Source organism: Streptomyces sp. NPDC002588, from assembly GCF_040295925.1.
In the GTDB taxonomy this organism is placed as follows: domain Bacteria; phylum Actinomycetota; class Actinomycetes; order Streptomycetales; family Streptomycetaceae; genus Streptomyces.
Window position 1 is genome coordinate 174,066 of sequence record NZ_JBEOWF010000012.1, and the last position, 22,209, is coordinate 196,274.

Below are 22,209 nucleotides of genomic sequence, written 5' to 3' on the forward strand. Positions count from 1 at the left end.
GATGGCGGCGTTCCCGTCTCGGCTTGCCGGGGACGTGCGGAGCGTTCTGGCCGTCATGCCCGTCGCCGCGATCTCGCCGGTTGAGCCGTTCCGCGTCGAGGTACAGGACGAGACGGTCACCATCCCCTCACGGATCTACCACGGCGAGCCGGAAACTGGCATGGAAGGTTCCCTCACCGGGGCTCAGCAGCTGATCTTGCATTGTCTGTACTCCCGGCACAGTGACGGCAGGGTTCGCCAGCGCCGTCTCGAACGGATCGTGGCTTCAAGCGAGCCGTGGGTGGTCCCGTTTGTGGTGCAGCTGGCCGGCGAGTACGTCGTGGAGATCCTGGAAGCGATCCGCAAGGAACTCCCCGGCCTCGATGTCCCCAACTCCTTCGCGCGTGGCCTGTATGGGGAGTTCATCGTCCGCAACCCTTCGTTCTTCGCTCGGACGGAACGGCGCGTGGTGAGCTACTGGGACTGCTACTACCGCTGGAAGTACCCGGTGTTCGGCACGTATCCGGGAAGCGTCCTGGCCGAAGCGTTCCGGTCCGCCGCGTCGGAACAGGTCGGCGCACCGTGGCCCCGGCACACGCCGCCCCCGCTGCCGGCCGCAGGCCGGCCTGCCCGAGATCCGTCCTCGCTTACCCGGTGAGAGCAAGGTCGTGCAGGCGAGCGATGCCGAGCATGGCGTGGTGGACACCGTCGCCTTCGAGACGGCAGTCGCGGAGGATCTTCCGCAGGCAATTCCCGCCGTCGGCAATCGTCAGTGTTCGTCCGACAGCGGCTTCGGCGCCTGACTCGGTCCACGCCTTGCAGTCGTCGCCTTTTGGTCGGCGGGCTTCTCGATCCCGGTGGTCACCCGTGCCCCTCGGAAGAGCACCGGGAGCCACAGGAGACATGCCAGCAGGGGGACCGCGGCGTAGGTGGCCATGCCCGCACTGGAGCCCAGCCCGTCCATGAGCGCGCCGAGGACGAGATAGCCGATGCCGATGAGCGCCGACTCCACGAACGCGATCATCGACAGCAGGCTCGCCCGGTGGCGCGACGGCACGGCCTCGTTGAACACGTTGTCCACGATCACCGCGGTGATCTCGGGAATCCCGACCAGGACCAGGAACGCGGCGATGGTGACCCGGACAAGGCCGAGGCCGCTCAGGCCGAGTGCCGCGGCGAGCGTCAGGAGGGACACCGGGACCATGACCCGGTACCCGATGCGCCGGCCCGCGCGGTCCGACAGCAGCGGAGTGAGCCCGCCGGCGAGGAATCCCGCCGATACGACCACGCTGACCAATGCGGTGCCCGCTCCCTGATCGGAGAGGGTCTTCTGCGCGAAGATGATGTACGGCGTCAAAGTCGCATGCATCAGTCCGGACACCACGACAAGCGTCAGGAGCGCCGGCGTGGCGACCCGAAGCATCGCCCGCCATGCTGTGGCGTCGCCGTGCTCCCCGGCTCCGTCCTGCTCGTCCACCGCGTCCGCGCCGCGGATCTCGGGCACCCGTGACATCAGCACCACCACGGCCAGGACGAGGCACGCCGCCGAACCGACGTAGACGACTCCCCAGGAGATCTGCTGCAGTTGGCCGCCGAGGACGATGGCGGCTCCCGAGGTGACCGTCCCGAGCATGGTGAACCGGGACTTGATCTTGACGTAGTCGGCCGTTGCACCACGACGCACGAGCAGGTCGTACAGCAGAGCGGTGTCCGAGCCGGACACACATGCCATGCCCACGCCCTGCCCGATGAACAGCGCCAGGAACACCCAGTAGTTGGAGAACGTGCCCTGGCCGAGCAGACATCCGGCTGTCAGCATCTGGCCGATCACGATGGCGGCACGCCTGCCGATTCGGTCGGCGATGACTCCCGTCGGCAACTCCGCGAGTCCGCTGACCAGGTAGAGCAGTGTCTGCAGTAGGGCCACTTGCCCGGCGGAGAAACCTCGCTGCTGAAGGAAGAGGACGAATACGCCCCGCTGGAACAGCGCGTTGGCGAGCACGGCGTACACGTAGAACGGGCGCGTGACCCTGCGTGCTGCATTGTCGACTGCGGCCGACCCGCCAAGGGCCTCCGTGGTGCCGGTCATGCTGCGGGCTCCCTGGTGACTCCGGTGATCATTGGTGGCGCAACATGGCGATCAGCCTGCGGAGGTCGCGTGGTTGCAGACGCGGCTCAGCCGCAGCGGCTCTCCCATGGCTCCACGGAACCCACCTGTTCCATGCGCCGGATCTCCCGCTCTGCCGCTTCCAGGTGCCCGAGGTCGAGGGCCATCGCGGCACGCCCGGCGACGTAGAAGATGTCCTGGCGGATCCGACAGTCCAGCCCCGGTTGGCGGCACAGGGCCAGGAACCTCACCTCGAGACTGAGTTCGATGCGGCCCATCTCGTCCCGGACGCGGACCGGGAGTGCGGCGTGCCGGAGGTCCTTGGCGTAGTCACGCGTTTGCCGGTCGGCCTCGTCAGGCCGGGCTTCCACGGGACGAAAGGGGTGATCGACCCACTCCGTGTCGGCCCACCGGACGAGTTCGTCCAGGTGCTCCGAGGCGACCACCAGATCCGGGGGCGAGGCGGAGAGGGCCGCGTCCGCGCCGGCGACCAGCCGGGCGAGACGGCGTCGCGCCTCGTCGTCCCCCGCCACGCACATCGCGATGAAGCCCGACAGCACATCGAGCCTGCGCGACACCTCCGCCCGCAGCCAGATCTCGTACAGTCCCGCCATCCACCGTTCCCTCTCCGCCGACCGCGTCTCCGCGCCCGAACCCTATGACGCGCCCCCGTCAGCGGGTCCAACGGTTTTCCCGGGTTCAGCGAACAAACCTGGTTCTGGTACACGGCGCCCGTCCATGAGCGCCGTCCGCAACGCGCACCGCGGCGAAGGCCGTGGACATCGGGTGAAGTGGCCGGTGTCCACGGTTCTTCAGCGACCGGGGTGAGCCGGGCTCACGGGCGCAGCGCGGGCTCTCGCTCCACGTCCCGCACGTCCAGCCCGCTGTCGAACTTCGCGAGCGGTTTCGCCTGGGCGACGGCGGTGTCCGAGACGCCCGCCCAGTCCAGGATCCGGGCCGTGGCCAGGGACTTCTCGTTCGCGGTCAGGCCGGCGACGTTCGCGCCGTGGTTGAGACCGGGAGCGGTGAAGACGTACGAGTCCTTCGCGCCCCTGCCGAGGCTGAAGCGCTCCGCGCCCCAGGGGTCGTTCTGGCCGTAGACGAAGAGCATGTGTCGGGCGTTGTGCTTCACCCAGGTGTCGACGTCACGCATCGCGCCCGGCTGGAAGCGCATCTTGATGTCGCGGGGGACGAAGTCGCGCGGGGGCTGGTAGCCGTAGCGGAGGTACTTCTTCTCGATGTACGGGAAGTGGATGGTGGGCGCGCCGAGCTGGGTGCCCGCCTGGTAGTAGTACGGGGTGTAGGGCTCCAGGCCCTGGTCCGTGTAGAAGGAGAAGCCGGAGATCGTGTCGATCGACGTCCAGATCTCGTCGTCGGTGGCCGTGGCCGCGTTCGCCGGGATCGTGTCGCAGTCGGACAGCAGGCTGTACTGCCAGAAGCCCCAGACGTAGTCCAGCACCACGGCCTCGTACGCGCGGTCCAGGCTGCCGATGGTGGTGAAGGTGTAGCCGTTCTCCGCCGCGTACGCCTTGTACTTCTTCTCCAGCGGCGCGCGGCGCACCAGGGCCTCGCGCTGGACCGCGTTCAGCCGGTCGCGGCACTCCTTGGTGCCGACGGTGGTGAAGAAGCGGTCGTAGGCGGAGTCCTCGTCGTCGACGACGTCGTCGGGGGCGACGTAGGCGACCACGCCGTCCATGTCGTGGGGGTAGAAGCGCTCGTAGTACGTCGCCGTCATGCCGCCCTTGGAGCCGCCGGTCGAGATCCAGTTCCTGGAGTAGATCTTCTTCAGCGCCTTGAAGATGCGGTGCTGGTCGGCGGCCGCCTGCCAGATGTCCAGCTTGGACCAGTCGGCCGGGTCGGGGCGGGACGGGGTGAAGAAGCGGTACTCCATGGAGACCTGGTTGCCGTCGACGATCTGGGTGGGCTCGCGGCGGCCGGGGGTGGTGGAGACGTTGTAGCCGCCGGTGTAGAAGACCGTGGGGCGGCTGACGTCCTTGTGCAGCACGGTGATGCGCTGCTGGAACGTGCCCTTGGAGGGGTGCCGGTGGTCCACCGGCTGGGTGTAGTTCAGGACGAAGTAGCGGTAGCCGGGGTACGGCTTCTCCTCGATCAGGCTCATGCCCGGGATCGCGAGAAGCCGGTCCTTGATGTCCGCCGGCCGCGGCTCGGCGGCGGTCGCCGCGCTCGCCGTGCTCAGCGTGCCTATGAGCACGGTGAGCGCCAGCAGCCATCTGAGCGCCTTGCGCATGCGCGTGCACCCTTCCCTGTGAGACAGATGTGCACCGGAAGCTATCCGGGTCAACACCCGTCGCACCAGAGGGGGTTGGCGATACGTCAGGGTCTGGAACGGTTCAGCAGCGGATCCAGCCCGAGCTGGTCGAGGCGCGGCCCACCGAGCCCTTCACACGCACAAGGCGGTGTCCGGCGTGCACCTTCACCGGCGGAGAGCTGCGGGTGTGCTCCCTCGACCTGCGCACGGGGACCTGTCCGCGGGCCTGCACGCTGACCGAGACGCTCCGTTCCCGGCCCGGGTGTTTCTGGAGGGTGTAGGCGCAGACCCAGTCGCCGTTCCTGAAGACCAGCACGGATCCGGTGGAGAACGACAGCGTCCGCACCTTGCGGCCGGCACAGGGCGAGGACGCGGCGTGCGCGGCGCCGGGCGCGGCGAGCGCGAGCACCCCGGAGGCGGTCAGTACGGCGATGACGACCGCCAGCCGCCGCCGCAGCGCACCCGGCACACCCCACCCGTTTCCGGCCACGGATCCCGCCCCTCCCACGTTCGCCGTAAGCGTTCCCGTACGTGTTCTCCGCACAGATGTACGGACGCAGGACGTGCGTCGGATGGTTGCGTGCCTGTCACACCGCCGCGGGCTCGTCCTCCCCCACGAAAGTCCGCCACAGAGCCGCGTACCGGCCGCCGAGCGCGAGGAGTTCGCCGTGCGTGCCGTCCTCCACCACCCCGCCGTGATCCATGACCACCACGCGGTCGGCGCGGGAGGCGGTGGTCAGGCGGTGGGCGACGACGAGGGTCGTGCGGCGGCCCGCCAGGCGGTCGGTGGCCTGGTTGACCTGGGCTTCCGTGGCCAGGTCGAGGGCGGCGGTGGCCTCGTCGAGCAGGAGGACGTCCGGGTCGACCAGTTCGGCGCGGGCCAGGGCGATCAGCTGGCGCTGGCCCGCCGAGAGGTTGCGGCCGCGTTCGGCGACCTCGTGGAGGTAGCCGCCGTCGAGCGTGGCGATCATCTCGTGCGCGCCGACCGCCCGTGCCGCCGCCTCGACCTCGGCGTCGGTGGCGTCGGGGCGGCCGTAGGCGATGGCGTCCCGGACGGTCCCCGGGAACAGGTACGCCTCCTGGGGGACGACGCCCAGGCGGTGGCGGTACGAGGTGATGTCCAGGGAGCGCAGGTCCGTGCCGTCGACCGTCACCCGGCCCGCCGTGGGGTCGTAGAACCGGGCCACCAGTTTGACCAGGGTGGACTTGCCGGCGCCGGTCTCGCCGACGAAGGCGACCGTCTGGCCGGCGGGGATCTTCAGATCGATGCCGCGGAGTGCCTCTTCCTCCGCGCCGTACGCGAAGTGCACGTCCTCGAAGGCGATCTCACCGCGCAGGGAGAGCACTTCGAGGGGCTCGTCGGCCGCCTTCGTGGACGTCGGCTCCTGGAGGAGTTCCTGGATGCGGCCCAGCGACACCGTGGCCTGCTGGTAGCCGTCGAAGACCTGTGAGAGCTGCTGGACCGGGGCGAAGAACAGGTCGATGTAGAGGAGGTAGGCGACCAGGGCGCCGGTCGTCAGGGTCGCCGCGTCGACCCGGCCCGCGCCCGCGACCAGGACCGCCGCGGCCGCCGCCGACGACAGCAGCTGGACGAAGGGGAAGTAGATCGAGATCAGCCACTGGCCGCGGATGCGGGCTCGGCGGTAGCTGTCGCTGCGCTCCGCGAACCGCGCCCCGCCGTCCCGCTCGCGGCGGAACGCCTGCACGATCCGCAGCCCGGAGACCGACTCCTGGAGGTCCGCGTTGACCAACGACACCCGCTCACGGGCGAGTTCGTACGCCTTCACGCTCGCGCGACGGAAGAAGTAGGTGGCGACGACCAGCGGCGGGAGGGTCGCGAAGACGACGAGCGCGAGCTGTACGTCGATCACCAGCAGGGCGACCATGATGCCGAAGAAGGTGACGACCGAGACGAACGCGGTGACCAGGCCCGTCTGCAGGAAGGTCGAGAGGGCGTCGACGTCGGTCGTCATCCGGGTCATGATCCGGCCGGTCAGCTCCCGCTCGTAGTAGTCGAGCCCGAGGCGCTGGAGCTGGGCGAAGATCTTCAGCCGGAGGGTGTAGAGGACGCGTTCGCCGGTGCGGCCGGTCATCCGGGTCTCGCCCGTCTGGGCCACCCACTGGACGGCCACGGCGAGCAGGGCGAGCAGCGATGCCGTCCAGACCGCGCCGAGCGCCATCCGCGTGACACCGTCGTCGATGCCGTGCCGGATCATGACGGGCAGGAGCAGGCTCATGCCGGCGTCCACGGCGACCAGGACGAGACTGATCAGGAGCGGGGCGCCGAAGCCGCGCAGCAGCCGGCGCAGGCCGTACGACTCCTCGGGGGTGACCGCGCGGGCCTCGTCGACGTCGGGGGTGTCGGTCGCCGGCGGCAGCGCCTCCACCTGGGCCAGCAGCTCCGGGGTGGCCGGCATGCCCTCCATCGCGGTGTCCCGGGGTGCCCGCTCCCCCGCCCACAGCCGGGGCGTGATGCCGCGCTCGGCGTCGAACTCGGCGTCGAGTTCCTCCCGTACGGAGGTGTCCTCGGCCTCCGGCGCGGGCTGTACGTGGCCGGGCGAGACGCCGCCGAGTTCCTCCGGGTCGGTGAGCAGCCGGCGGTAGAGGGCCGAGCGCCGCTGGAGTTCCTCGTGGGTGCCGAGGTCGGCGAGGCGGCCGGCGTCCAGGACGGCGATCCGGTCGGCCAGGTTGAGGGTGGAGTGGCGGTGGGCGATCAGGAGGGTCGTGCGGCCTTCCATGACCTGCTTCAGCGCCTCGTGGATCTCGTGCTCGACCGCCGCGTCCACGGCCGACGTCGCGTCGTCGAGGACCAGCAGGCGGGGGTCCGTGAGGATGGCGCGGGCAAGGGCGACGCGCTGGCGCTGGCCGCCGGAGAGGGTGAGGCCGTGCTCGCCGACCTTCGTCTCGTACCCGTCGGGCAGCTCGGCGATGAAACGGTCCGCCTGGGCGGCGCGCGCGGCGGTGCGGATCTCGTCGTCCGTCGCCTCCGGCCGGCCGTAGGCGATGTTGGCGCGGACCGTGTCGGAGAAGAGGAAGGAGTCCTCGGGGACCAGGCCGATCGCGGCGCGCAGGGAGTCCTGGGTGAGTTCGCGGACGTCGTGGCCGCCGATGAGGACCGCGCCGTGGGTGACGTCGTAGAAGCGCGGCAGGAGGAGGGAGACCGTGGACTTGCCGGAGCCCGAGGAGCCGACTACGGCGAGGGTCTCGCCCTGGCGGATCTCGAGGCTGAGCCCGTCGAGGACGGGGTGGTCGGCGTCGTAGCCGAAGGAGACGTCGTCGAACTCCACGGTGGCGGGCGCGTCGGCGGGGAGTTCCTTGGTGCCGTCCTTCATCGACGGCTCGGTGTCGATCAGCTCGAGGACGCGTTCGGTGCCGGCGCGGGCCTGCTGGCCGACCGTGAGGACCATGGCGAGCATCCGGACCGGGCCGACGAGCTGGGCGAGGTAGGTGGAGAAGGCGACGAACGTGCCGAGGGTGATGTGGCCGCGGACGGCGAGCCAGCCGCCGAGCGCCAGCATGGCGACCTGGCCGAGGGCGGGGACGGCCTGCAGGGCGGGGGTGTACTTCGAGTTCAGCCGGATCGTGCGCAGGCGTCCCGCGAACAGCCGGCGGCCCACTTCGCGGAGCTTCCCGGTCTCCTGGTCCTCCTGCCCGAAGCCCTTCACCACGCGTACGCCGCTGACGGCGCCGTCGACCACACCGGCGACGGCCGCCGCCTGGGCCTGCGCGTACCAGGTGGAGGGGTGCAGCTTGGTGCGGCTGCGCCTGGCGATCCAGGCGAGGGCGGGGGCGACCGCGAGGGCGACCAGGGTGAGCGGGATCGACAGCCACGCCATCACCACGAGGGAGATCAGGAAGAGGGCGAAGTTGCCCACGGTCATGGGCAACATGAAAAGAAGGCCCTGGATGAGCTGGAGGTCGCTGGTGGCGCGGCCGACGACCTGGCCGGTGGACAGCTCGTCCTGGCGGCGGCCGTCGAGCCGCGTGATCGTCCCGAACATCTCCGTGCGCAGGTCGTGCTGGACGTCCAGGGCGAGCCGGCCACCGTAGTAGCGGCGGACGTAGGTGGTGGCGTAGACGAGGACGGCGGCGGCGATCAGGGCGCCCGCCCAGGGCGCCATGTCGCGGGTGTGGCCGACGATCACATCATCGATGATCACCTTGGTGACCAGGGGGACGAGCGCCATGACGGCCATGCCGAGAAGCGAGGAGCCGAGGGCGAGGACGACGTCCTTGCGGTACCGCCAGGCGTATCCCGCCAGTCGCCGTGCCCATCCCCGTTGCTCCATCACGCCGGTGCCCTCCGATTCCTGACCTGCTCTTCCGGAAGGCACCAACGTCGGCCGAAGGGGATTTCATCCCTCCGCAACAAACCGGGCGAGAGGTCAGACCCGTACCCGCAGGTAGTAGAACCGGGTCGTCTGGACCGCGTTCTGGTTGTCGTCGCTGACCAGGAGGACCTTCGCCCGGCCCTTCGAGTACCCCGTGACGACCATGCCCTCGATGTTGTCGAGGAGCGGGTTCGGCTGGGGCTGCCTGGCGGTCGCTCCGAGTGACGGGCAGGTCACCATGTCGGTGAGGAGGGTCTTCTTCACCGGCCGTACGCCGTCCTGGCCCGTGAGGTTCTCCATGCCGCTGGTGTCCGTGGCGTGGCGGGGGTCGGCCAGGTAGAGGCGGACCGTGTTGCCGACGCCGGTGGTGAAGCCGCGCTCCAGGACGAGGAGGCGGCCGTCGGGCAGGGCCTGGACCTCGGGAACGCCGAGGCCGGTGTCGGTGCGGTAGGCGTACTGGGCGGCGAGCCGGAAGTGGTTCCCCCTGGTCCTGGTCCAGGTCTGGAAGCGGACGGTGTTCGTGCTGTCGCCGGAGATCGCGTACTCCATCGACGCGAGCAGGGTGCGGCCGCCGGGCAGGAGGGTGAGGCCCTCGAAGGTCTGGTTGGCGGTGGCGCGGCCGGCGGGGGCGACGAGGAGGGCGGCCGGGACCGGGAGGCGGTCGAGGATCTTGCCGTCGGTGCTGTAGCGGCGGACGGACGGCTCGGTCTCGGAGGAGATCAGGCGGGTGCCGTCCCGGTCTGTCACCAGGCCCTCGGAGTCGAGCGCGGCGCCGTTCTCGTCGGCGAGCGGGACGGCCTTCCGCGGCGCGAGGGTTCTCGCGTCCAGGCCGAAGAGGGAGGAGCGGTCCGAGAGGGCGGCGAGGGAGCCGCGCCCGTCCAGGGCGAGGGCGGAGAAGTTGCCGACGAAGGTGCCGTCGTACGTCGTCTTGTCGAGGACGTCGGAGAAGCGGTCGATGGAGACCGTGGGCGAACAGGCGTTGGTCACCCGGGGGTCGGCGTTCGCGGTCCCGGCGGCGGTCAGACAGGCGGCCGCCGCCAGGCCGGCGGTGAAGGTGGCGAGTACGGTTCGCAGGCGCATGGGCGTCACCGTAGGGCGGACCGGTGACGTGCGGGGGGCGAGTCGTTGAAGAGCGGCCCCCAGGACTGTTCTAGGACGCGGCAAGATCCTTGTGGATGACCTTGGCGACGTTCTGGATGGTCGTGATGCCATAGTTCATCGTGCTGTTGTCCTGGGTGAGGACGCTGATCATGTAGTCGTGGCCGCCGCCCTTGAAGGTGCCGACGCTGTGGATGCGCCAGCCGTGGGTGGCGCGCGACAGCCAGCCGTTCTTCACGTGCCAGGAGACGCCCGAGGGCCTGCCGTACGGGGTGCCCCAGCGCTGCGAGGAGATCACCTTGCCCATCAGCGTGCTGATGTAGGAGCGCGAGGCGTCCTTGAGCACGGTGTTCTTGGCGGTGATCAGCTTGAGCAGCTTCTGCTCGTCGGTGACGGTGATCTGGGTCAGCCCCCAGTAGCCGTTCGCGCCGGGCTTGGTCTGGGTCATCTTGGCGGCGGTCAGGAACTTCTTGACCTTCGTCACGCCGAGCTGCTTCCACAGGGTGGAGGTGGAGGCGTTGTCCGACTTGGTGATCATGTTGGTGGCGAGTGTCTTCTCGCGGCTGGTCAGCGCGCGGCTCGTCCTCTGCGCGTCCCACAGCAGGGTGGCGAGGACGGTCACCTTGACGACGCTGGCCGAGTCGTAGGCGGTGGAGGCCCGCAGGGTGCAGGTGGTGTTGGTGCTGCGGTCGTAGAGACCGACCGCGACGGTGCCCTTGCGCGTGGTGAGGGCGGCCGTGATGTCCTTCTTCAACTTGGTGGCCAGGGCGGCCTTGTTCGACGTGCAGCTGACGGTGGGGGTGGCGGCCGTCGCGGGTGCGGCGGTGGCGACGCCGGTTATGAGGACGCCGGTGCCGAGTGCCGTGGCCACCAGTCCTCTCCTGTGCCTTGCGGTCCGGTGAGTCATGCCCCTTTGACGCACCAGTTCGTAGGAAAGGTTGTACGAACGATCCGTTCCGCCGGCCCTGTTGGGCAAAGCGTGGGCAAGCCCTTACCGCCCCCTGTGCGTCTTCACAGCCATTGGCCAGCTTCGGCACAGCGACCACCCACAACCGGCGTACAGCATGCGCAGGGTGACATCAGCCACCGATCCACTTCCCCACCCGACCGTCTCCCCCGTGTCCCCCGACTGGGCCCCGCCGTCGGCGACCGCCGAGGCACCGCCGGCCGACAAGGCGCCACGCTGGTCGCTGCCCGCGCTGATCGCGATCCTGATCCTGGCGGCGGTGCTCTACGGCTGGAACCTCTCCGGCAACAGCCTCAACAGCTTCTACAGCGCCGCCGTCTACAGCGGCACGAAGAGCTGGGAGGCGTGGTTCTTCGGCTCGCTCGACGCCGGGAACTTCATCACCGTCGACAAGCCGCCGTTCGCGCTCATGATCATGGGGCTGTCCTGCCGGATCTTCGGCTTCGGCACCTGGCAGATGATGGCGCCGGAGATCGCGGCGGCGCTGGGCACGATCTGGATCCTGCACTCCTCCGTGAAGCGGGTGTTCGGGCACGTGGCGGCCGCGATCGCGGCACTCGTGCTCGCGCTGACCCCGATCACCGTCGCCATCAACCGCGACAACAACCCCGACACCGTCCTCGTCCTGCTGATGGTGGCCGGCGCGGCCCTCGCCCTGCGCGCCACGCGCGACGAGCGGCTGCTGCCGCTCATCGGCTCCGCGGTGTGCTTCGGGCTCGCCTTCAACACCAAGATGCTGCAGGGCTACATCGCCCTGCCCGCCGTCTTCGCCGTGTACGTGTACGCGTCGAAGCTGGGCTGGAAGAAGAAGGTCGTCAACCTGGCGCTGGCCGCCGTGGCGCTGGCCGTCTCCAGCTTCTGGTGGGCCACGGCGGTCTCGCTCGTGCCGGCCGACGACCGCCCGTACATCGGCGGCTCGACCGACGGCAGCGCCTGGGACCTGATCATGGGTTACAACGGTCTGGGCCGGGTCCTCGGCGGCGAGGGCAACGGCGGGGGCGGTGGCGGCGGGGGCGGCACCTTCGCCGGGACCGCGGGCATCGGCCGGATGTTCAACGACATCCTCGGCGGCCAGATCTCCTGGCTGATCCCCTTCTCGGGCGTCGCTCTGGTGGCGGGCCTGGTGCTGTGCGGGCGGGCCCCGCGCACCGACGTCACCCGTGCCGCGCTGGTGCTGTGGGGCGGCTGGCTGGTGCTGCACTACCTGACCTTCGCCATGGCCGAGGGCACGATGCACCCGTACTACACGACCGCGCTCGCCCCGGGCATCGCGGCACTCACCGGTGGCGGCGGCGTCATGCTGTGGCGCGCCTTCCGCGGCGGCGACGCCCGCTGGTCCTGGGTGCTGCCGGCGGGGCTGGCCGTGACCGGTGTCTGGGCGATCGTGCTGCTGCGCCGGGCCACCGGCTGGAACACCTGGCTGTGGCCCGTCGTGGGCGTGGTCATGGTCCTGGCGATCGTGGGCCTGTTCGTCCTGCGGTCCGCGAGCTCCGGAACCCGGCTGCGGCTGCTCGGCGCGTCCGTCGCCGCGGCGATCGTGGCGGCCCTCGCCGGTCCGACGGCGTACGCCGCCTCGCCGGCCTTCGACACCTCCACCGGCGGCGGCATGGGCGGCACCAACCCCACCGCGGGGCCGTCCACCGGGGGCGGCATGGGCGGTCCCGGCGGTGGCCGGGGCGGCTTCGGCGGCGGCAACGGCGGTCCCGGCGGTCAGATGCCGGGTGGCGGTACGCAGCAGGGCGGCCAGGCGAACGGCGAGTTCCCCGGCGGCGGCAACGGCCAGATGACGCCGGGCGGCGGGAACGGTGAACTCCCGCAGGGCGGCGCCCCCAGCGGCGCGCCGAGCGGCGGCCAACAGGGCGGTAGCAACGGGGAGTTCCCCGGCGGCGCGGAGGGCGGCCAGGCGCAGGGCGGCGGCGCGCCGGGCGGGACCGGCGGCGGCCCCGGTGGCGGCACGGGCGGCGGGATGGGCGGTGGCGGCGGGATGGGTGGCGCCGACAGCCAGCTCGTCTCGTACCTGGAGAAGCACCAGGACGGCGCCAAGTGGCTGATCGCGGTGTCCAACTCGCAGAGCGCGGGCCAGATGATCCTCAGCACCGGAAAGCCCGTGATCTCGATGTTCGGCTTCACCGGCTCCGACAACGCGATGACGCTCGCCAGGCTCAAGGAGCTGGTGAAGAAGGGCGAGCTGCACTACATCCAGCTCGGCGGCGGCATGGGCATGGGCGGCAACAACAGCCAGAACCAGGAGCTGACCACCTGGGTGCAGAAGAACGGTACGGCGGTGAAGGAGAGCGAGTACAGCTCGAACTCCGGCTCCGAGTCCGGCACTTCCGGCACCTCTGGCACTTCTGACGCCTCTGGTTCCTCCAACACCTCCAACACCTCCACCGTCTACCGGCTGGACCCCTCCGATGTCAGCTGATCCGACGTGAGCTGACCGGTACGGCACCAACGGCCCCTGACTCTCCGGTCAGGGGCCGTTCCGGTGTGCCGCCCCGCTGTCGACTCGCGTGCACAAGTGGCGATTTGCCGAGTCGCGTCATCTGATCGACATGTCAGATTCATTGCCAGGACCGCATGTTCATGTCACTCTCCCGATTGCCGCCTCCATTCAACCCGCGTAGATGGGACACCCTTTATGCTGGCGACACGCACACGCCGATGGAAGTCGGTGGCGCTGACCACCGCCGCCGTCCTGGCCGGTCTCACCGCGCCCGCGCTCACCGCGACCCCCGCCGCGGCCACCACGACGGCCTACGACTCGACGTACTACAAGAACGCGGTCGGCAAAACGGGTACGAGTCTGAAGTCGTCCCTCCACACGATCATCAGCGCCAACGTCACGAAGATCTCGTACTCCGCGGTCTGGAACGCGCTGAAGGTCACCGACCAGGACCCGAACAACAGCAGCAACGTGATCCTGCTGTACAGCGGCGTCTCGCGCAGCAAGTCCCTCAACGGCGGCGACGTCGGCGACTGGAACCGCGAGCACGTGTGGGCCAAGTCCCACGGCGACTTCGGCGAGGTGACCGGTCCCGGCACGGACCTGCACCACCTGCGCCCGGCGGACGTACAGGTCAACAGCATCCGCGGCAACCTGGACTTCGACAACGGCGGCAGCACGGTCACCAATGGCGGCGGCAGCCTGGTCGACTCCGACTCCTTCGAGCCGCGCGACGCCGACAAGGGCGACGTGGCCCGCATGATCCTCTACATGGCGGTCCGGTACGAGGGCGACGACGGCTTCGCCGACCTGGAGCCCAACGAGAAGGTCAACAACGGCAGCAACCCGTACATGGGCAAGCTCTCCGTACTGAAGGCGTGGAACGACGAGGACCCGCCGAGCGCCTTCGAGGAGAAGCGCAACCAGGCCATCTACGACACGTACCAGCACAACCGCAACCCGTTCATCGACCACCCGGAGTGGGTCGAGGCCATCTGGTAGCAGCGGACAGCGCGGTACGGACCGCAGGGCCCTCCCGGGTGTTTTCCGGGAGGGCCCTGCGGCCGTGTTCGGGGCCGTACTTCGTGGTGGATCATGGTCATGGTGATCGCCGGGATGGGCGTCGGACGGGGAGGACGGACCAGTGAGCTACTGCCTGGAGATGAGCACCGGTGACATGCGCGGTGTGATCCGGCTGCTCACCGCGGTGGAGCGGACGCAGAAGCAGGAGCTGATGTACGCCATCGTGCGCGAGCGGTGCGAGAAGGCCGACGCGCGGCTGCGGGAGGAGGGCATCGCCCTGGAGGTGTCGGTGCTCCGGGCGCTGGAGGAACTGGTGGAGGGCAGCCCGCCCAGCGTGGAATCGTGCCCCGCGTACACGTACGCCTTCCGCGAGGCCGTCGCCCCGCACTTCTCGGACACGACGGACCTGGGGGCGTGGCGCCGGCCGTCCTGGTTCTTCGCGCTGGACTCCGAACTCGCCCGGCACGGCGTCCCGTCGGAGGTCCGGCCCGCTTCCTTCCTGTTCAACGGGCCGCCGCTGCGGCTGCCGCACCCCGGCGACGCGATGCCGCAGATCGGCGTGCTGCCGGCCCAGCGGGCGGGGACGCTGGCCCATGCGTACGAGAGGGTGCTGCACCGGCTGGACCCGGAGTTCACGGAGACTGCGGGGAGGTTCGCCGATCTGATGAGCTTCGAGGCGCGGGAGTGGGAGACGTCGCGCCGGCTGGGCCGGACCGACGACACGATCTTCTTCTGGTTCTCCTGAACCGCGGGTCAGGCCCTGGGCTCGCCGTACCACCGCCACCGGGTGAGGCGCGCGTACCCGGGGATCTCGCCGCGACCGGTGGCCCACAGGAGCGTGGGCCAGCGGTCGGTGTCCGTCGGGGCGTCGGGGAAGAGCCGGCGCAGAACGCGGTCGCAGAGACCGGCGTCCGGCTGCCAGCCGACCCCCAGCCCCTCAGCGACGTCGTGGACGTGCACCAACGTCTCCACGACCCCCATGGCGGCGAAGCCCTCGGCATCGGACACCCCGAAGGTGTGATACGACCGCACGGTCGACGGCGTCGTCCGCACCATGGCCGCAAGGAGGGCCCCACAGGCCTCCAGCACCTGCATCAGTCCGGCCGGGCCGGCGGTTCGGTCCGCGAAGACGACGTTCGCCGGACCACCGGCCCTCTTCGCATCCCACCCGAAGGGAACCTCGGTGTCCAACGACGGCCCTTGCGGCCCGAGTTGAGCGGCGTAGGCGAAGAGATCGTCGGCGAGATGCTCCACGGTCTCCCAGCAACTCCACTCCAGTGAACCGGCCTTGCCGTCCCAGTCGGCGGCCTCGGCGCCCCGCAGAGCGCCGGCTGCCAGCCGTACGGCGGACTCGACATCATCGGCGGTGACACGGTCATCGGACATGCGGGGACGGTATCAACCGTCATCCCGGCCGGCGGAGAATCACGCACATGCGCACGCTTCGCGGACCTTTGCGCCGGACCGCTGGATGGCGGGGTGTCAGATGGCGGGTGCGGCGACACGGGTGTAGGTCAGACCGGTGCTGGTCCCTCCCCCGGAGGTGACCGTCACCGTCACGGGTCCCGCGGGGCCGCCTGGAACGGTCGCGGTGATCTGGGTGTCGGAGACCACGGTGAATCCCACCGCGGTCATGCCGAACTGGACGGCTGTCGCCGTCGAGAATCCCGTTCCGGTCAGTGTGACCACGGTGCCCGCGGAGGTGGGTCCGCCGGTGGGGGCCAGTCCGGTCAGGGTGGGAGCGGCGACGTAGGCGAACGGCAGCGGGTTGCTGGTTCCTCCGGGAGTGACGACGGTGATCTGCGTCGTCCCGGTGCCCGCGGGTGCCTTGGCGCTGATCTGGGTGGACGAATCGACGGTGTAGGTGGTGGCGTTGGTGCTGCCGAACAGCACTGCGGAGGCGTTGAGCAGGTTGCTGCCCGTCAGCGTGACGGTGGGGCCACCGGCTGTGGGGCTGAGGGAGGGAACGGCGCTCTGCAGCACGGGGGACGCCGCGTAGAAGAAGTACGAGCCGGGTGAGACGGCGCTCTGGCCGCCCGGGGTGGTGACGACGACCTCGGCCGCGCCGGCGCTGCCCACGGGTGCGACCGCGGTGATGAGCGTCGCCGAGTTGACCGTGAACGACGCCGGTGTGCCGGCGAAACTCACCGCTGTCGCACCCGTGAGCCCGGTCCCGGTCACGCTGACCGTGGTGCCGCCGGACATCGGCCCGGTGGAGGGCGTGACGGCCGTGACCGTCGGCAGCGCGGCCGTGACGTAGGTGAAGGGGACCGAGTTGCTGGTTCCCGTGGGGTTGACCACGGTCACTGGTGCCGAGCCCGCGCTGTGGGCCGGGGTGACGGCGGTGATCTGCGTGCTCGAGTTCACGGTGTAGGAGGCAGCGGGGGTGCCACCGAACCGCACGGCCGTAGCACCGGTCAGACCGGCCCCGGTGATGGTGACGGTGGTTCCGCCGGTCGTGGGGCCTTGGGAGGGGCTGACGGTGCTGACCGTGGGGGCCATGGAGTGCTCCTATGACAACTGGTGCGGCGTTTCAGCCGGTTGGGTCGGAGACCGACGGAGCGGACAGGCTCCCTCGGTGACAGCCTCGTGCGTGGGCGGGGAGGTTCGCCGGCCTCCGGCTCAAGCCCGGCGCGCACCCGCAGGCGCCCGGCTGGAAGCCGGGCGCCGGACTCACGACTGTCAGATGCCGGGGCCCGCGACGTAGGTGAAGGCCCCTACGGCGGTGTCGGATCCCGCCGGGTTGGTGACGACCACGTCGACGGCTCCCGCGGTCCCGGGCGGCGTGACCACCGACAGGGTCGTGGAGCTGACCACCGAGAACGGCGCCGGCGTGCCGTCGAAGGTGACCGAGTCGGTGGTGTCGAGGTTCGTGCCGGTGATGGTCACGCTCGTTCCGCCGGACGTCGGCCCGGAGGACGGGGCGACGGTCGTGATTCCCGGAACGTCGATGTAGGTGTAGGTCAGCCCGTTGTTCGTTCCGCCGGCCGTGGTCACGCTCACGCCGACCGGCCCGGCGGCCAGGCCCGCCGGCACGGTGACGCTCAGCTGGGCGTCGGAGATCACCGTCGGAGTGGCGGTCACCCCGCCGAAGGAGACGCTGGTGGCGGTGGACAGGCCGACGCCGTTGAGGGTGATGCTGTTGCCGCCGGCCAGCGGCCCGGAGGTGGCCCCGAGCGAGGCCTTGAACGGGGCGCCGACGTAGAAGAACGGCACGGGGTTGCTGGTCCCGCCGGGGGTGGTGACGGTGATCCCCACCGTGCCGGTCCCGGACGGGGACACCGCGGTGACCTGGGTCGGGCTGACGTTGGTGACGCTGGTGGCGGACTTGCTGCCGAACTTCACCGCGCTGGTCCCGGACAGGTTCGTACCCGTGATGGTCACCAGGGTGCCGCCGCCGGTGGAGCCTTGGTTCGGAGAGACAGGCATGACGATTCTCCTCGCTGACAGGAATGGGACAGGGCGAGCCGGCGGTCCCCAGCGAGCAATGCATGCGCGCTATGGCCGTGGGATACGGGGCGATGTGGATCCCGCTTGTCGCGGTCGTCCTCCGGCGGAGCCTGACGGGCGACGGGACTGCCCTGCCGGACGCACCGGATTCCATGCGTACAGCGAAAAAACCGGCAGAGGCCGCCATTACCACGATTCCCCCGGGATGGGATGGGCGGCCCACCGGTTCGCTGTTCAAATTGACCCACATAGACGCACCGCTGACAAGACGTCAATTCCGAGAGTCACCCGAATGGCGGAGCGCACATCGGATTTGGCGCCGGGCCAGGGTCTCTCTCTGCGGGCATCGAGCGCGGTGGAGTCGCCGTTGTTCGCGGCCATGGCACCGGGACCGGCCCTGGGTTCGACGGCACCAGGGCGGCGACAACGGCGCCGGATCCTTCCCACGGCCGGACAACCGCCCAGCCGGCGCCGTGGAAACGGCGCCGGCTGGGGGATCCAATCCTCTCGGGAGTGCCCATCGCGGCATCAAGCCCGACGCCGAACCACCTCACGCGCAAGGCGGACGACAATGGGACCGCATACCGCGCCCCCCGGAGAGGCTGGGCTGCCCACCGGTTGGATACCTCCCATTGATACAGGCCCCGGAATATGCCGCAAGGGATATGATCTCCCGTCACCCGATCGGCGGGGCGCACCAAGGGGCGCATTTCCCCCACAAATCACCCGCGCGATTATCGAAATCTTCCCTCGCACCCGTCCTATCGGCATGAAGAAAGCTTCCCGCACATTCACCGGACGGCTCCTTCCGGTGGCGTCCCTATTTCTTCGGCATCATCTCAATGCCACCGTCGGTTTACGCGGTGAACGTTTCCGAACGGTGAGGGTGCGTCAATTCGCCTCCGGCGGACACACGTGTGGGCCCGGACATCGATCGCTGTCCGGGCCCACACACACGCGTCGATCACATGTAGGTGAATCCGCCGGCGACGGTCACACTGCCGGCGGGGGTCGTCACCACGACCGCCGCGTTTCCTGCCACTCCCGCGGGGGTGACGGCCGCCAGCACCGTGCCGGTGATGTCGACGACCACACCGGTCGCCGGGACACCGCCGATGGTCACGGTCGCCCCGGTGAGGTTGGTGCCGATGATGGCGATCGGCGTACCTCCGACGGTGGCGCCGACAGCCGGGGTGATGGAGACCGCTGTGGGCAGCGGCAGGCCGACGTAGGTGAATCCGCCGGCGACGGTGGCGCTGCCGGCGGGGGTCGTCACCACGACGGGCACGTTGCCCGCGGCGTGCGGCGGCGTGACACCGGTCAGCACCACACCCGCGACGACGGTCACTCCGACGGCGGGTACACCGTCGAAGGTGACGCTCGCGCCGGTGAGGTTGGTCCCCACGATCGTGAAGGGGGTGCCGCCGGCCGTCGGGCCGGAGGTCGGCGTGAGGACGAGGACGGTCGGGGGCGAGGGCACCACGGGACCCACGTAGGTGTAGTTCGCCGGGGTGCTGGCACCGGCCGGGGTGGTCACCACGACGGGCACGTTGCCGGCGGCGTGCGGCGGTGCGATCACGGTGAGCAGGAAGCCGAAGAGGTCCTGGGAGACGATGGTCGCGGGCGTGCCTCCGAAGGTGACCGAGGTCGCGCCGCCGAGGTTGGTGCCGATGAGCAGGACGGAGTTGCCGCCGGCGGTCGGTCCGAAGCCGGGGACCGCGGCGATCAGCGTCGGCGTCGACAGGATGGGGAGCAGGGTGGTTTCCGACATGGGAGTCCTCCTGGACTGGTTGTTGCCGTGCGCGGCACATCAGCCGCTCCCCGCGGATGCGTGCGTGGGCTTCGTGCCGAGTCGGCACGGCCTCGCCAGAGGGGGAGATGACCCGGGTGTGGTGTGGGACGATCACAGTGCCGGGCGAGAGGTCACGATCTTTGATCGACTGTGACGGCCTTCGAAGAGCCGCCGAGGACCTGTCGTGCAGCTCTCGGTGTGGGCGGCGGCGCATTGCACGGGCTACGGATGTGCGTCAGCCATGTCGCGAGCATCAGCGATACTCGCTGACCCCGAATGGGATGGGCCGCCCCTCGGTAACTCTATTGATCCATACGGGTGATGAGGATGACAAGAGAATTGGCTGAACGTCACCCGTAAGGGGGACGGGCGTCGTAACGACGGGCCTCTTTACCGCACTTGTGCGGGAAAACGGGCAGGGCCTCCTGAACAGCTCGTCGATGTCGAGTCACCGAGCTGTTCAGGAGGCCCTCGGGCCGGATCCCGGATCCGTCAGAAATTCGCCGAGCTGCGAACCGATGCGGCGGAAGAGCGAACCCGGCGTGGTGACCGGCCGATCACCATTCGATGTGGTTGTCGATGTTCCCCACCATGAAGTTGATCAGTCCTCCACAGGTGAGCAGGCACAGGCCGGGGAACGTGGTGGGCGGAGCGGGTGATGGCGAGACCTGGACGGATGCCGTGCTGTGGGAGGCGTCGCAGGACCCATTGCCGTTGTAGGCGGCCGTGATCGTGTGAATGCCGGGTGTGGTGAACGAGGCGGTGTATTCGGCCTGTCCGTCGGCTGCGACGGTCACCGTGCCCAGCAGAGCGGAGCCGTCGAAGAACGTCATCCCCAGACCGCCGCTCGGGTCGGACGCGCAGGTGACCATCGCGGTGAGTTCGACCGACGTTCCGGTGGAAGTCGCGGTGGGAAACGCGGTGACGCTCGTGGCCGACGGGGCGGCGACTGCCGGAGACGCGACAGCCACCACGGTCACCAGGGCTGCTGTCACAAGGCCTGTCCACCCAACACCGATATGCCTACGCTCCACGAGTCAGCTCCTTTTGCATTTTCGGCTACTGGCTGTTGCTGGATGCGCTCAAGCTAGGTGACTTCTGGCGTTCGAGCCGGACGGCGGCCTGGTAAGAGAGCCCGCTTGGGGCAGATGATTACAACGATCGTATGAAAAAAGCACTCCTACGGGGCTCCTTCACCGAGCGCCGCCCTCATTCCGGAACCGCGCGTTGCAGACGCAGGTTCCGCAGGGTCCTGCACACCTCAGCGTCCATGACGGGCCACGAGACGAACCGCCAATCCGGGTCCGCGGCGCCGGGCAGTACCGCGCCCCGGGCCTCCCATTCGGAGAGGAGCGCCGCATAGAGCGGTGTGAGATGCAGGTCCGCGGACTGAGGCGGGGCGGCGTGGCGAGGCCCGGCGGCCTGGGGGCGCGGCAGCGGTGAGGGAGCCGGCAGCAGCGGCGGCTGCTGCCCCTTCTCCTTCGCCGCCGGCTCGGATCGCGCTACGGGCACCATCACATCCCCGCTGCTCCAGTGCACGGTCCCGGCCACGGCCCCGCGGCGACCCTCTGGCAGAGCGGCAGTATCAGTCGGGGACACGGGACGGAGAATCATGCTCTGAGGAACGAAACCTCATGTCCGGAGACACTCTGGACCGAGGCCTGTTAGGCCACTGGAGTGACTCGGCGCAAGGGATGGCTTTCACGGCGCCGACGCGCCGTGAGAGGAGTCGGCCAGGCTCACATCGCACCAGACGACCTTCCCTCCGGTGCACAGTCCGCGAGCCCCCCAGCGGCGCGCGCAGAACCGGATGATGTCCATGCCTCTCCCGCCCTCCGCATACTCATGGGCTTCCACGTGCACCGGCAGACGGTCTTCATCGTCATGCACCTCGACACGTACGTGTTTCGTCCGTAAGTACATCCCCAGATCGAAATACCGGGGTTGATCATCCCGGTACGGAAGCAGCCGTCCACCGGAATGTTTCACAGCATTCGTGACCAACTCGGAGACCACGAGTACCACCGTGTCCGTCACCGGCGGGATGATCTGCCACGACGACATCAATTCGCGCGTGTGCCGTCGTGAGGCCGGAACCGATGCAGGCGTGCAGGAGAACCGGAGAATTATTGCCTCGTTTTCATCTTCGCCCGGATCCGGGCACCTCTGGCTACAAGACCTGAGCGGCTGGCAGTCAGGGCGCGAGAAGGGGAATGTTCTTCCGGTCGTTCGACAGGCGCGATGATTATCTTCATTCATATCCGGTTCCCCGAGCGGTCATCCAACTGGTCGGTCACTGCACATGCGAGGCACCCGTCTTCGACGAGTAATCCAACCGTACCCAGGGGGTGTGGGACGGGCGAGCGGAAGCCGGAAATACCGAGGGGCGCGAGGGGGCTGGGGTGGTCGGTTATTTTTCTGAAAAGCCTCAGTGCGCTCCACATGGGAGTGAATTTTCGCGAATGCCGTTGACATCGGTGCCTGTGCGGTCCGCATGTGTGCGCCACCGGGAAACGTCGGCGACGTCCCGGACGCCCCGGGTCACCGGTGGATTCAGGTGCGGGACGTCAGGGAAGGAATCTCTGCTGCGGCGAAGCCGGTCGGCGGGAGGAAGGCAGCAACCGTTCATCCGGCCAGGCCCTTCCAGCGCTCGTCCAGATCCTTCTTGATTCCCTGCATCGCGGTGAGAAAAATGCCGAGAGGGCTGCCCGGTTCAATGGGCCTGATCGAAAGTTTCGGGCCCCCGG

The 22,209-nt window shown here is 69.3% G+C and carries 17 protein-coding genes and 1 pseudogene; 4 read left to right on the forward strand and 14 right to left on the reverse strand.

Annotated features, from left to right (window positions below; all coding sequences use genetic code 11):
* Position 1 precedes the first annotated feature (1 nt).
* Entirely contained in the window at positions 2 to 637 is a 636-nt protein-coding gene (locus ABT057_RS16285) for a hypothetical protein (protein WP_352343636.1), read from the forward strand.
* Here the strand turns inward: ABT057_RS16285 and ABT057_RS16290 are convergent.
* The 8 genes and pseudogenes from ABT057_RS16290 to ABT057_RS16325 form a co-directional block, all read right to left on the reverse strand.
* Positions 627 to 806, reverse strand: a pseudogene (locus ABT057_RS16290) (IS5/IS1182 family transposase); the annotation flags it as partial. The gene ABT057_RS16285 and the pseudogene ABT057_RS16290 overlap by 11 nt on opposite strands.
* Entirely contained in the window at positions 749 to 2,068 is a 1,320-nt protein-coding gene (locus ABT057_RS16295; protein ID WP_352343637.1) for an MFS transporter, read from the reverse strand. The gene ABT057_RS16295 and the pseudogene ABT057_RS16290, both read right to left, overlap by 58 nt.
* 86 nt (positions 2,069 to 2,154) lie before the next feature.
* The gene (locus ABT057_RS16300; protein WP_352343638.1) at positions 2,155 to 2,700 is read right to left on the reverse strand and encodes a hypothetical protein; all 546 of its coding nucleotides are present in this window, start codon (positions 2,698 to 2,700) and stop codon (positions 2,155 to 2,157) included.
* A 221-nt stretch (positions 2,701 to 2,921) separates the two neighbouring features.
* Positions 2,922 to 4,334, reverse strand: a complete 1,413-nt coding sequence (locus ABT057_RS16305; RefSeq protein WP_352343639.1) for a S28 family serine protease — start codon at positions 4,332 to 4,334, stop codon at positions 2,922 to 2,924.
* A 103-nt stretch (positions 4,335 to 4,437) separates the two neighbouring features.
* Entirely contained in the window at positions 4,438 to 4,845 is a 408-nt protein-coding gene (locus ABT057_RS16310) for a hypothetical protein (protein WP_352343640.1), read from the reverse strand.
* Between the two features lie 97 nt (positions 4,846 to 4,942).
* A complete protein-coding gene (locus ABT057_RS16315; protein ID WP_352343710.1) occupies positions 4,943 to 8,644 on the reverse strand; it encodes an ABC transporter ATP-binding protein in 3,702 nt (1,233 codons plus the stop codon).
* A 96-nt stretch (positions 8,645 to 8,740) separates the two neighbouring features.
* Complete coding sequence (locus ABT057_RS16320; protein ID WP_352343641.1) at positions 8,741 to 9,766, reverse strand: esterase-like activity of phytase family protein; 1,026 nt, start codon at positions 9,764 to 9,766, stop codon at positions 8,741 to 8,743.
* Between the two features lie 70 nt (positions 9,767 to 9,836).
* Positions 9,837 to 10,691 carry a serine hydrolase gene (locus tag ABT057_RS16325; RefSeq protein ID WP_352343642.1) on the reverse strand — a complete coding sequence of 285 codons (855 nt, stop codon included), beginning with the start codon at positions 10,689 to 10,691 and terminating at the stop codon, positions 9,837 to 9,839.
* Positions 10,692 to 10,857: 166 nt separating this feature from the next.
* On the opposite strand from ABT057_RS16325, the gene ABT057_RS16330 reads away from it, so the two are divergent.
* The 3 genes from ABT057_RS16330 to ABT057_RS16340 all read left to right on the forward strand — a co-directional run bounded on the left by ABT057_RS16330 (position 10,858) and on the right by ABT057_RS16340 (position 14,965).
* Positions 10,858 to 13,176: a mannosyltransferase YkcB-related protein gene (locus ABT057_RS16330; protein WP_352343644.1), complete on the forward strand. Its 2,319-nt coding sequence runs from the start codon at positions 10,858 to 10,860 to the stop codon at positions 13,174 to 13,176.
* A gap of 216 nt (positions 13,177 to 13,392) precedes the next feature.
* Positions 13,393 to 14,199 (forward strand): endonuclease I family protein, encoded by an 807-nt coding sequence (locus ABT057_RS16335; RefSeq protein WP_352343646.1) that lies wholly within the window; start codon positions 13,393 to 13,395, stop codon positions 14,197 to 14,199.
* 142 nt (positions 14,200 to 14,341) lie between these two features.
* Positions 14,342 to 14,965 (forward strand): DUF7691 family protein, encoded by a 624-nt coding sequence (locus tag ABT057_RS16340; RefSeq protein WP_352343648.1) that lies wholly within the window; start codon positions 14,342 to 14,344, stop codon positions 14,963 to 14,965.
* Between the two features lie 8 nt (positions 14,966 to 14,973).
* Here ABT057_RS16340 and ABT057_RS16345 read toward each other — a convergent pair whose 3' ends face one another.
* The 6 genes from ABT057_RS16345 to ABT057_RS16370 all read right to left on the reverse strand — a co-directional run bounded on the left by ABT057_RS16345 (position 14,974) and on the right by ABT057_RS16370 (position 21,721).
* A complete protein-coding gene (locus tag ABT057_RS16345) occupies positions 14,974 to 15,606 on the reverse strand; it encodes a hypothetical protein (protein ID WP_352343649.1) in 633 nt (210 codons plus the stop codon).
* 96 nt (positions 15,607 to 15,702) lie between these two features.
* On the reverse strand, positions 15,703 to 16,722 hold the full coding sequence (locus ABT057_RS16350) for an IPT/TIG domain-containing protein (protein ID WP_352343650.1): 1,020 nt from the start codon (positions 16,720 to 16,722) through the stop codon (positions 15,703 to 15,705).
* A gap of 180 nt (positions 16,723 to 16,902) precedes the next feature.
* Positions 16,903 to 17,649 carry an IPT/TIG domain-containing protein gene (locus ABT057_RS16355; protein ID WP_352343651.1) on the reverse strand — a complete coding sequence of 249 codons (747 nt, stop codon included), beginning with the start codon at positions 17,647 to 17,649 and terminating at the stop codon, positions 16,903 to 16,905.
* A 985-nt stretch (positions 17,650 to 18,634) separates the two neighbouring features.
* Complete coding sequence (locus tag ABT057_RS16360) at positions 18,635 to 19,441, reverse strand: IPT/TIG domain-containing protein (protein WP_352343652.1); 807 nt, start codon at positions 19,439 to 19,441, stop codon at positions 18,635 to 18,637.
* A gap of 578 nt (positions 19,442 to 20,019) precedes the next feature.
* The gene (locus ABT057_RS16365) at positions 20,020 to 20,457 is read right to left on the reverse strand and encodes an Ig-like domain-containing protein (RefSeq protein ID WP_352343653.1); all 438 of its coding nucleotides are present in this window, start codon (positions 20,455 to 20,457) and stop codon (positions 20,020 to 20,022) included.
* A gap of 706 nt (positions 20,458 to 21,163) precedes the next feature.
* Positions 21,164 to 21,721 (reverse strand): ATP-binding protein, encoded by a 558-nt coding sequence (locus ABT057_RS16370; protein WP_352343655.1) that lies wholly within the window; start codon positions 21,719 to 21,721, stop codon positions 21,164 to 21,166.
* Positions 21,722 to 22,209: the final 488 nt, after the last annotated feature.

Coding starts and splice junctions, on each gene's coding strand:
- ABT057_RS16300 (WP_352343638.1), bottom strand. CDS start 2,700: ATGGCGGGACTGTACGAGATCTGGCTGCGGGCGGAGGTGTCGCGCAGG.
- ABT057_RS16360 (WP_352343652.1), bottom strand. CDS start 19,441: ATGTCGGAAACCACCCTGCTCCCCATCCTGTCGACGCCGACGCTGATC.
- ABT057_RS16350 (WP_352343650.1), bottom strand. CDS start 16,722: ATGGCCCCCACGGTCAGCACCGTCAGCCCCTCCCAAGGCCCCACGACC.
- ABT057_RS16325 (WP_352343642.1), bottom strand. CDS start 10,691: ATGACTCACCGGACCGCAAGGCACAGGAGAGGACTGGTGGCCACGGCA.
- ABT057_RS16370 (WP_352343655.1), bottom strand. CDS start 21,721: ATGAATGAAGATAATCATCGCGCCTGTCGAACGACCGGAAGAACATTC.
- ABT057_RS16315 (WP_352343710.1), bottom strand. CDS start 8,644: ATGGAGCAACGGGGATGGGCACGGCGACTGGCGGGATACGCCTGGCGG.
- ABT057_RS16285 (WP_352343636.1), top strand. CDS start 2: ATGGCGGCGTTCCCGTCTCGGCTTGCCGGGGACGTGCGGAGCGTTCTG.
- ABT057_RS16345 (WP_352343649.1), bottom strand. CDS start 15,606: ATGTCCGATGACCGTGTCACCGCCGATGATGTCGAGTCCGCCGTACGG.
- ABT057_RS16295 (WP_352343637.1), bottom strand. CDS start 2,068: ATGACCGGCACCACGGAGGCCCTTGGCGGGTCGGCCGCAGTCGACAAT.
- ABT057_RS16355 (WP_352343651.1), bottom strand. CDS start 17,649: ATGCCTGTCTCTCCGAACCAAGGCTCCACCGGCGGCGGCACCCTGGTG.
- ABT057_RS16320 (WP_352343641.1), bottom strand. CDS start 9,766: ATGCGCCTGCGAACCGTACTCGCCACCTTCACCGCCGGCCTGGCGGCG.
- ABT057_RS16335 (WP_352343646.1), top strand. CDS start 13,393: ATGCTGGCGACACGCACACGCCGATGGAAGTCGGTGGCGCTGACCACC.
- ABT057_RS16305 (WP_352343639.1), bottom strand. CDS start 4,334: ATGCGCAAGGCGCTCAGATGGCTGCTGGCGCTCACCGTGCTCATAGGC.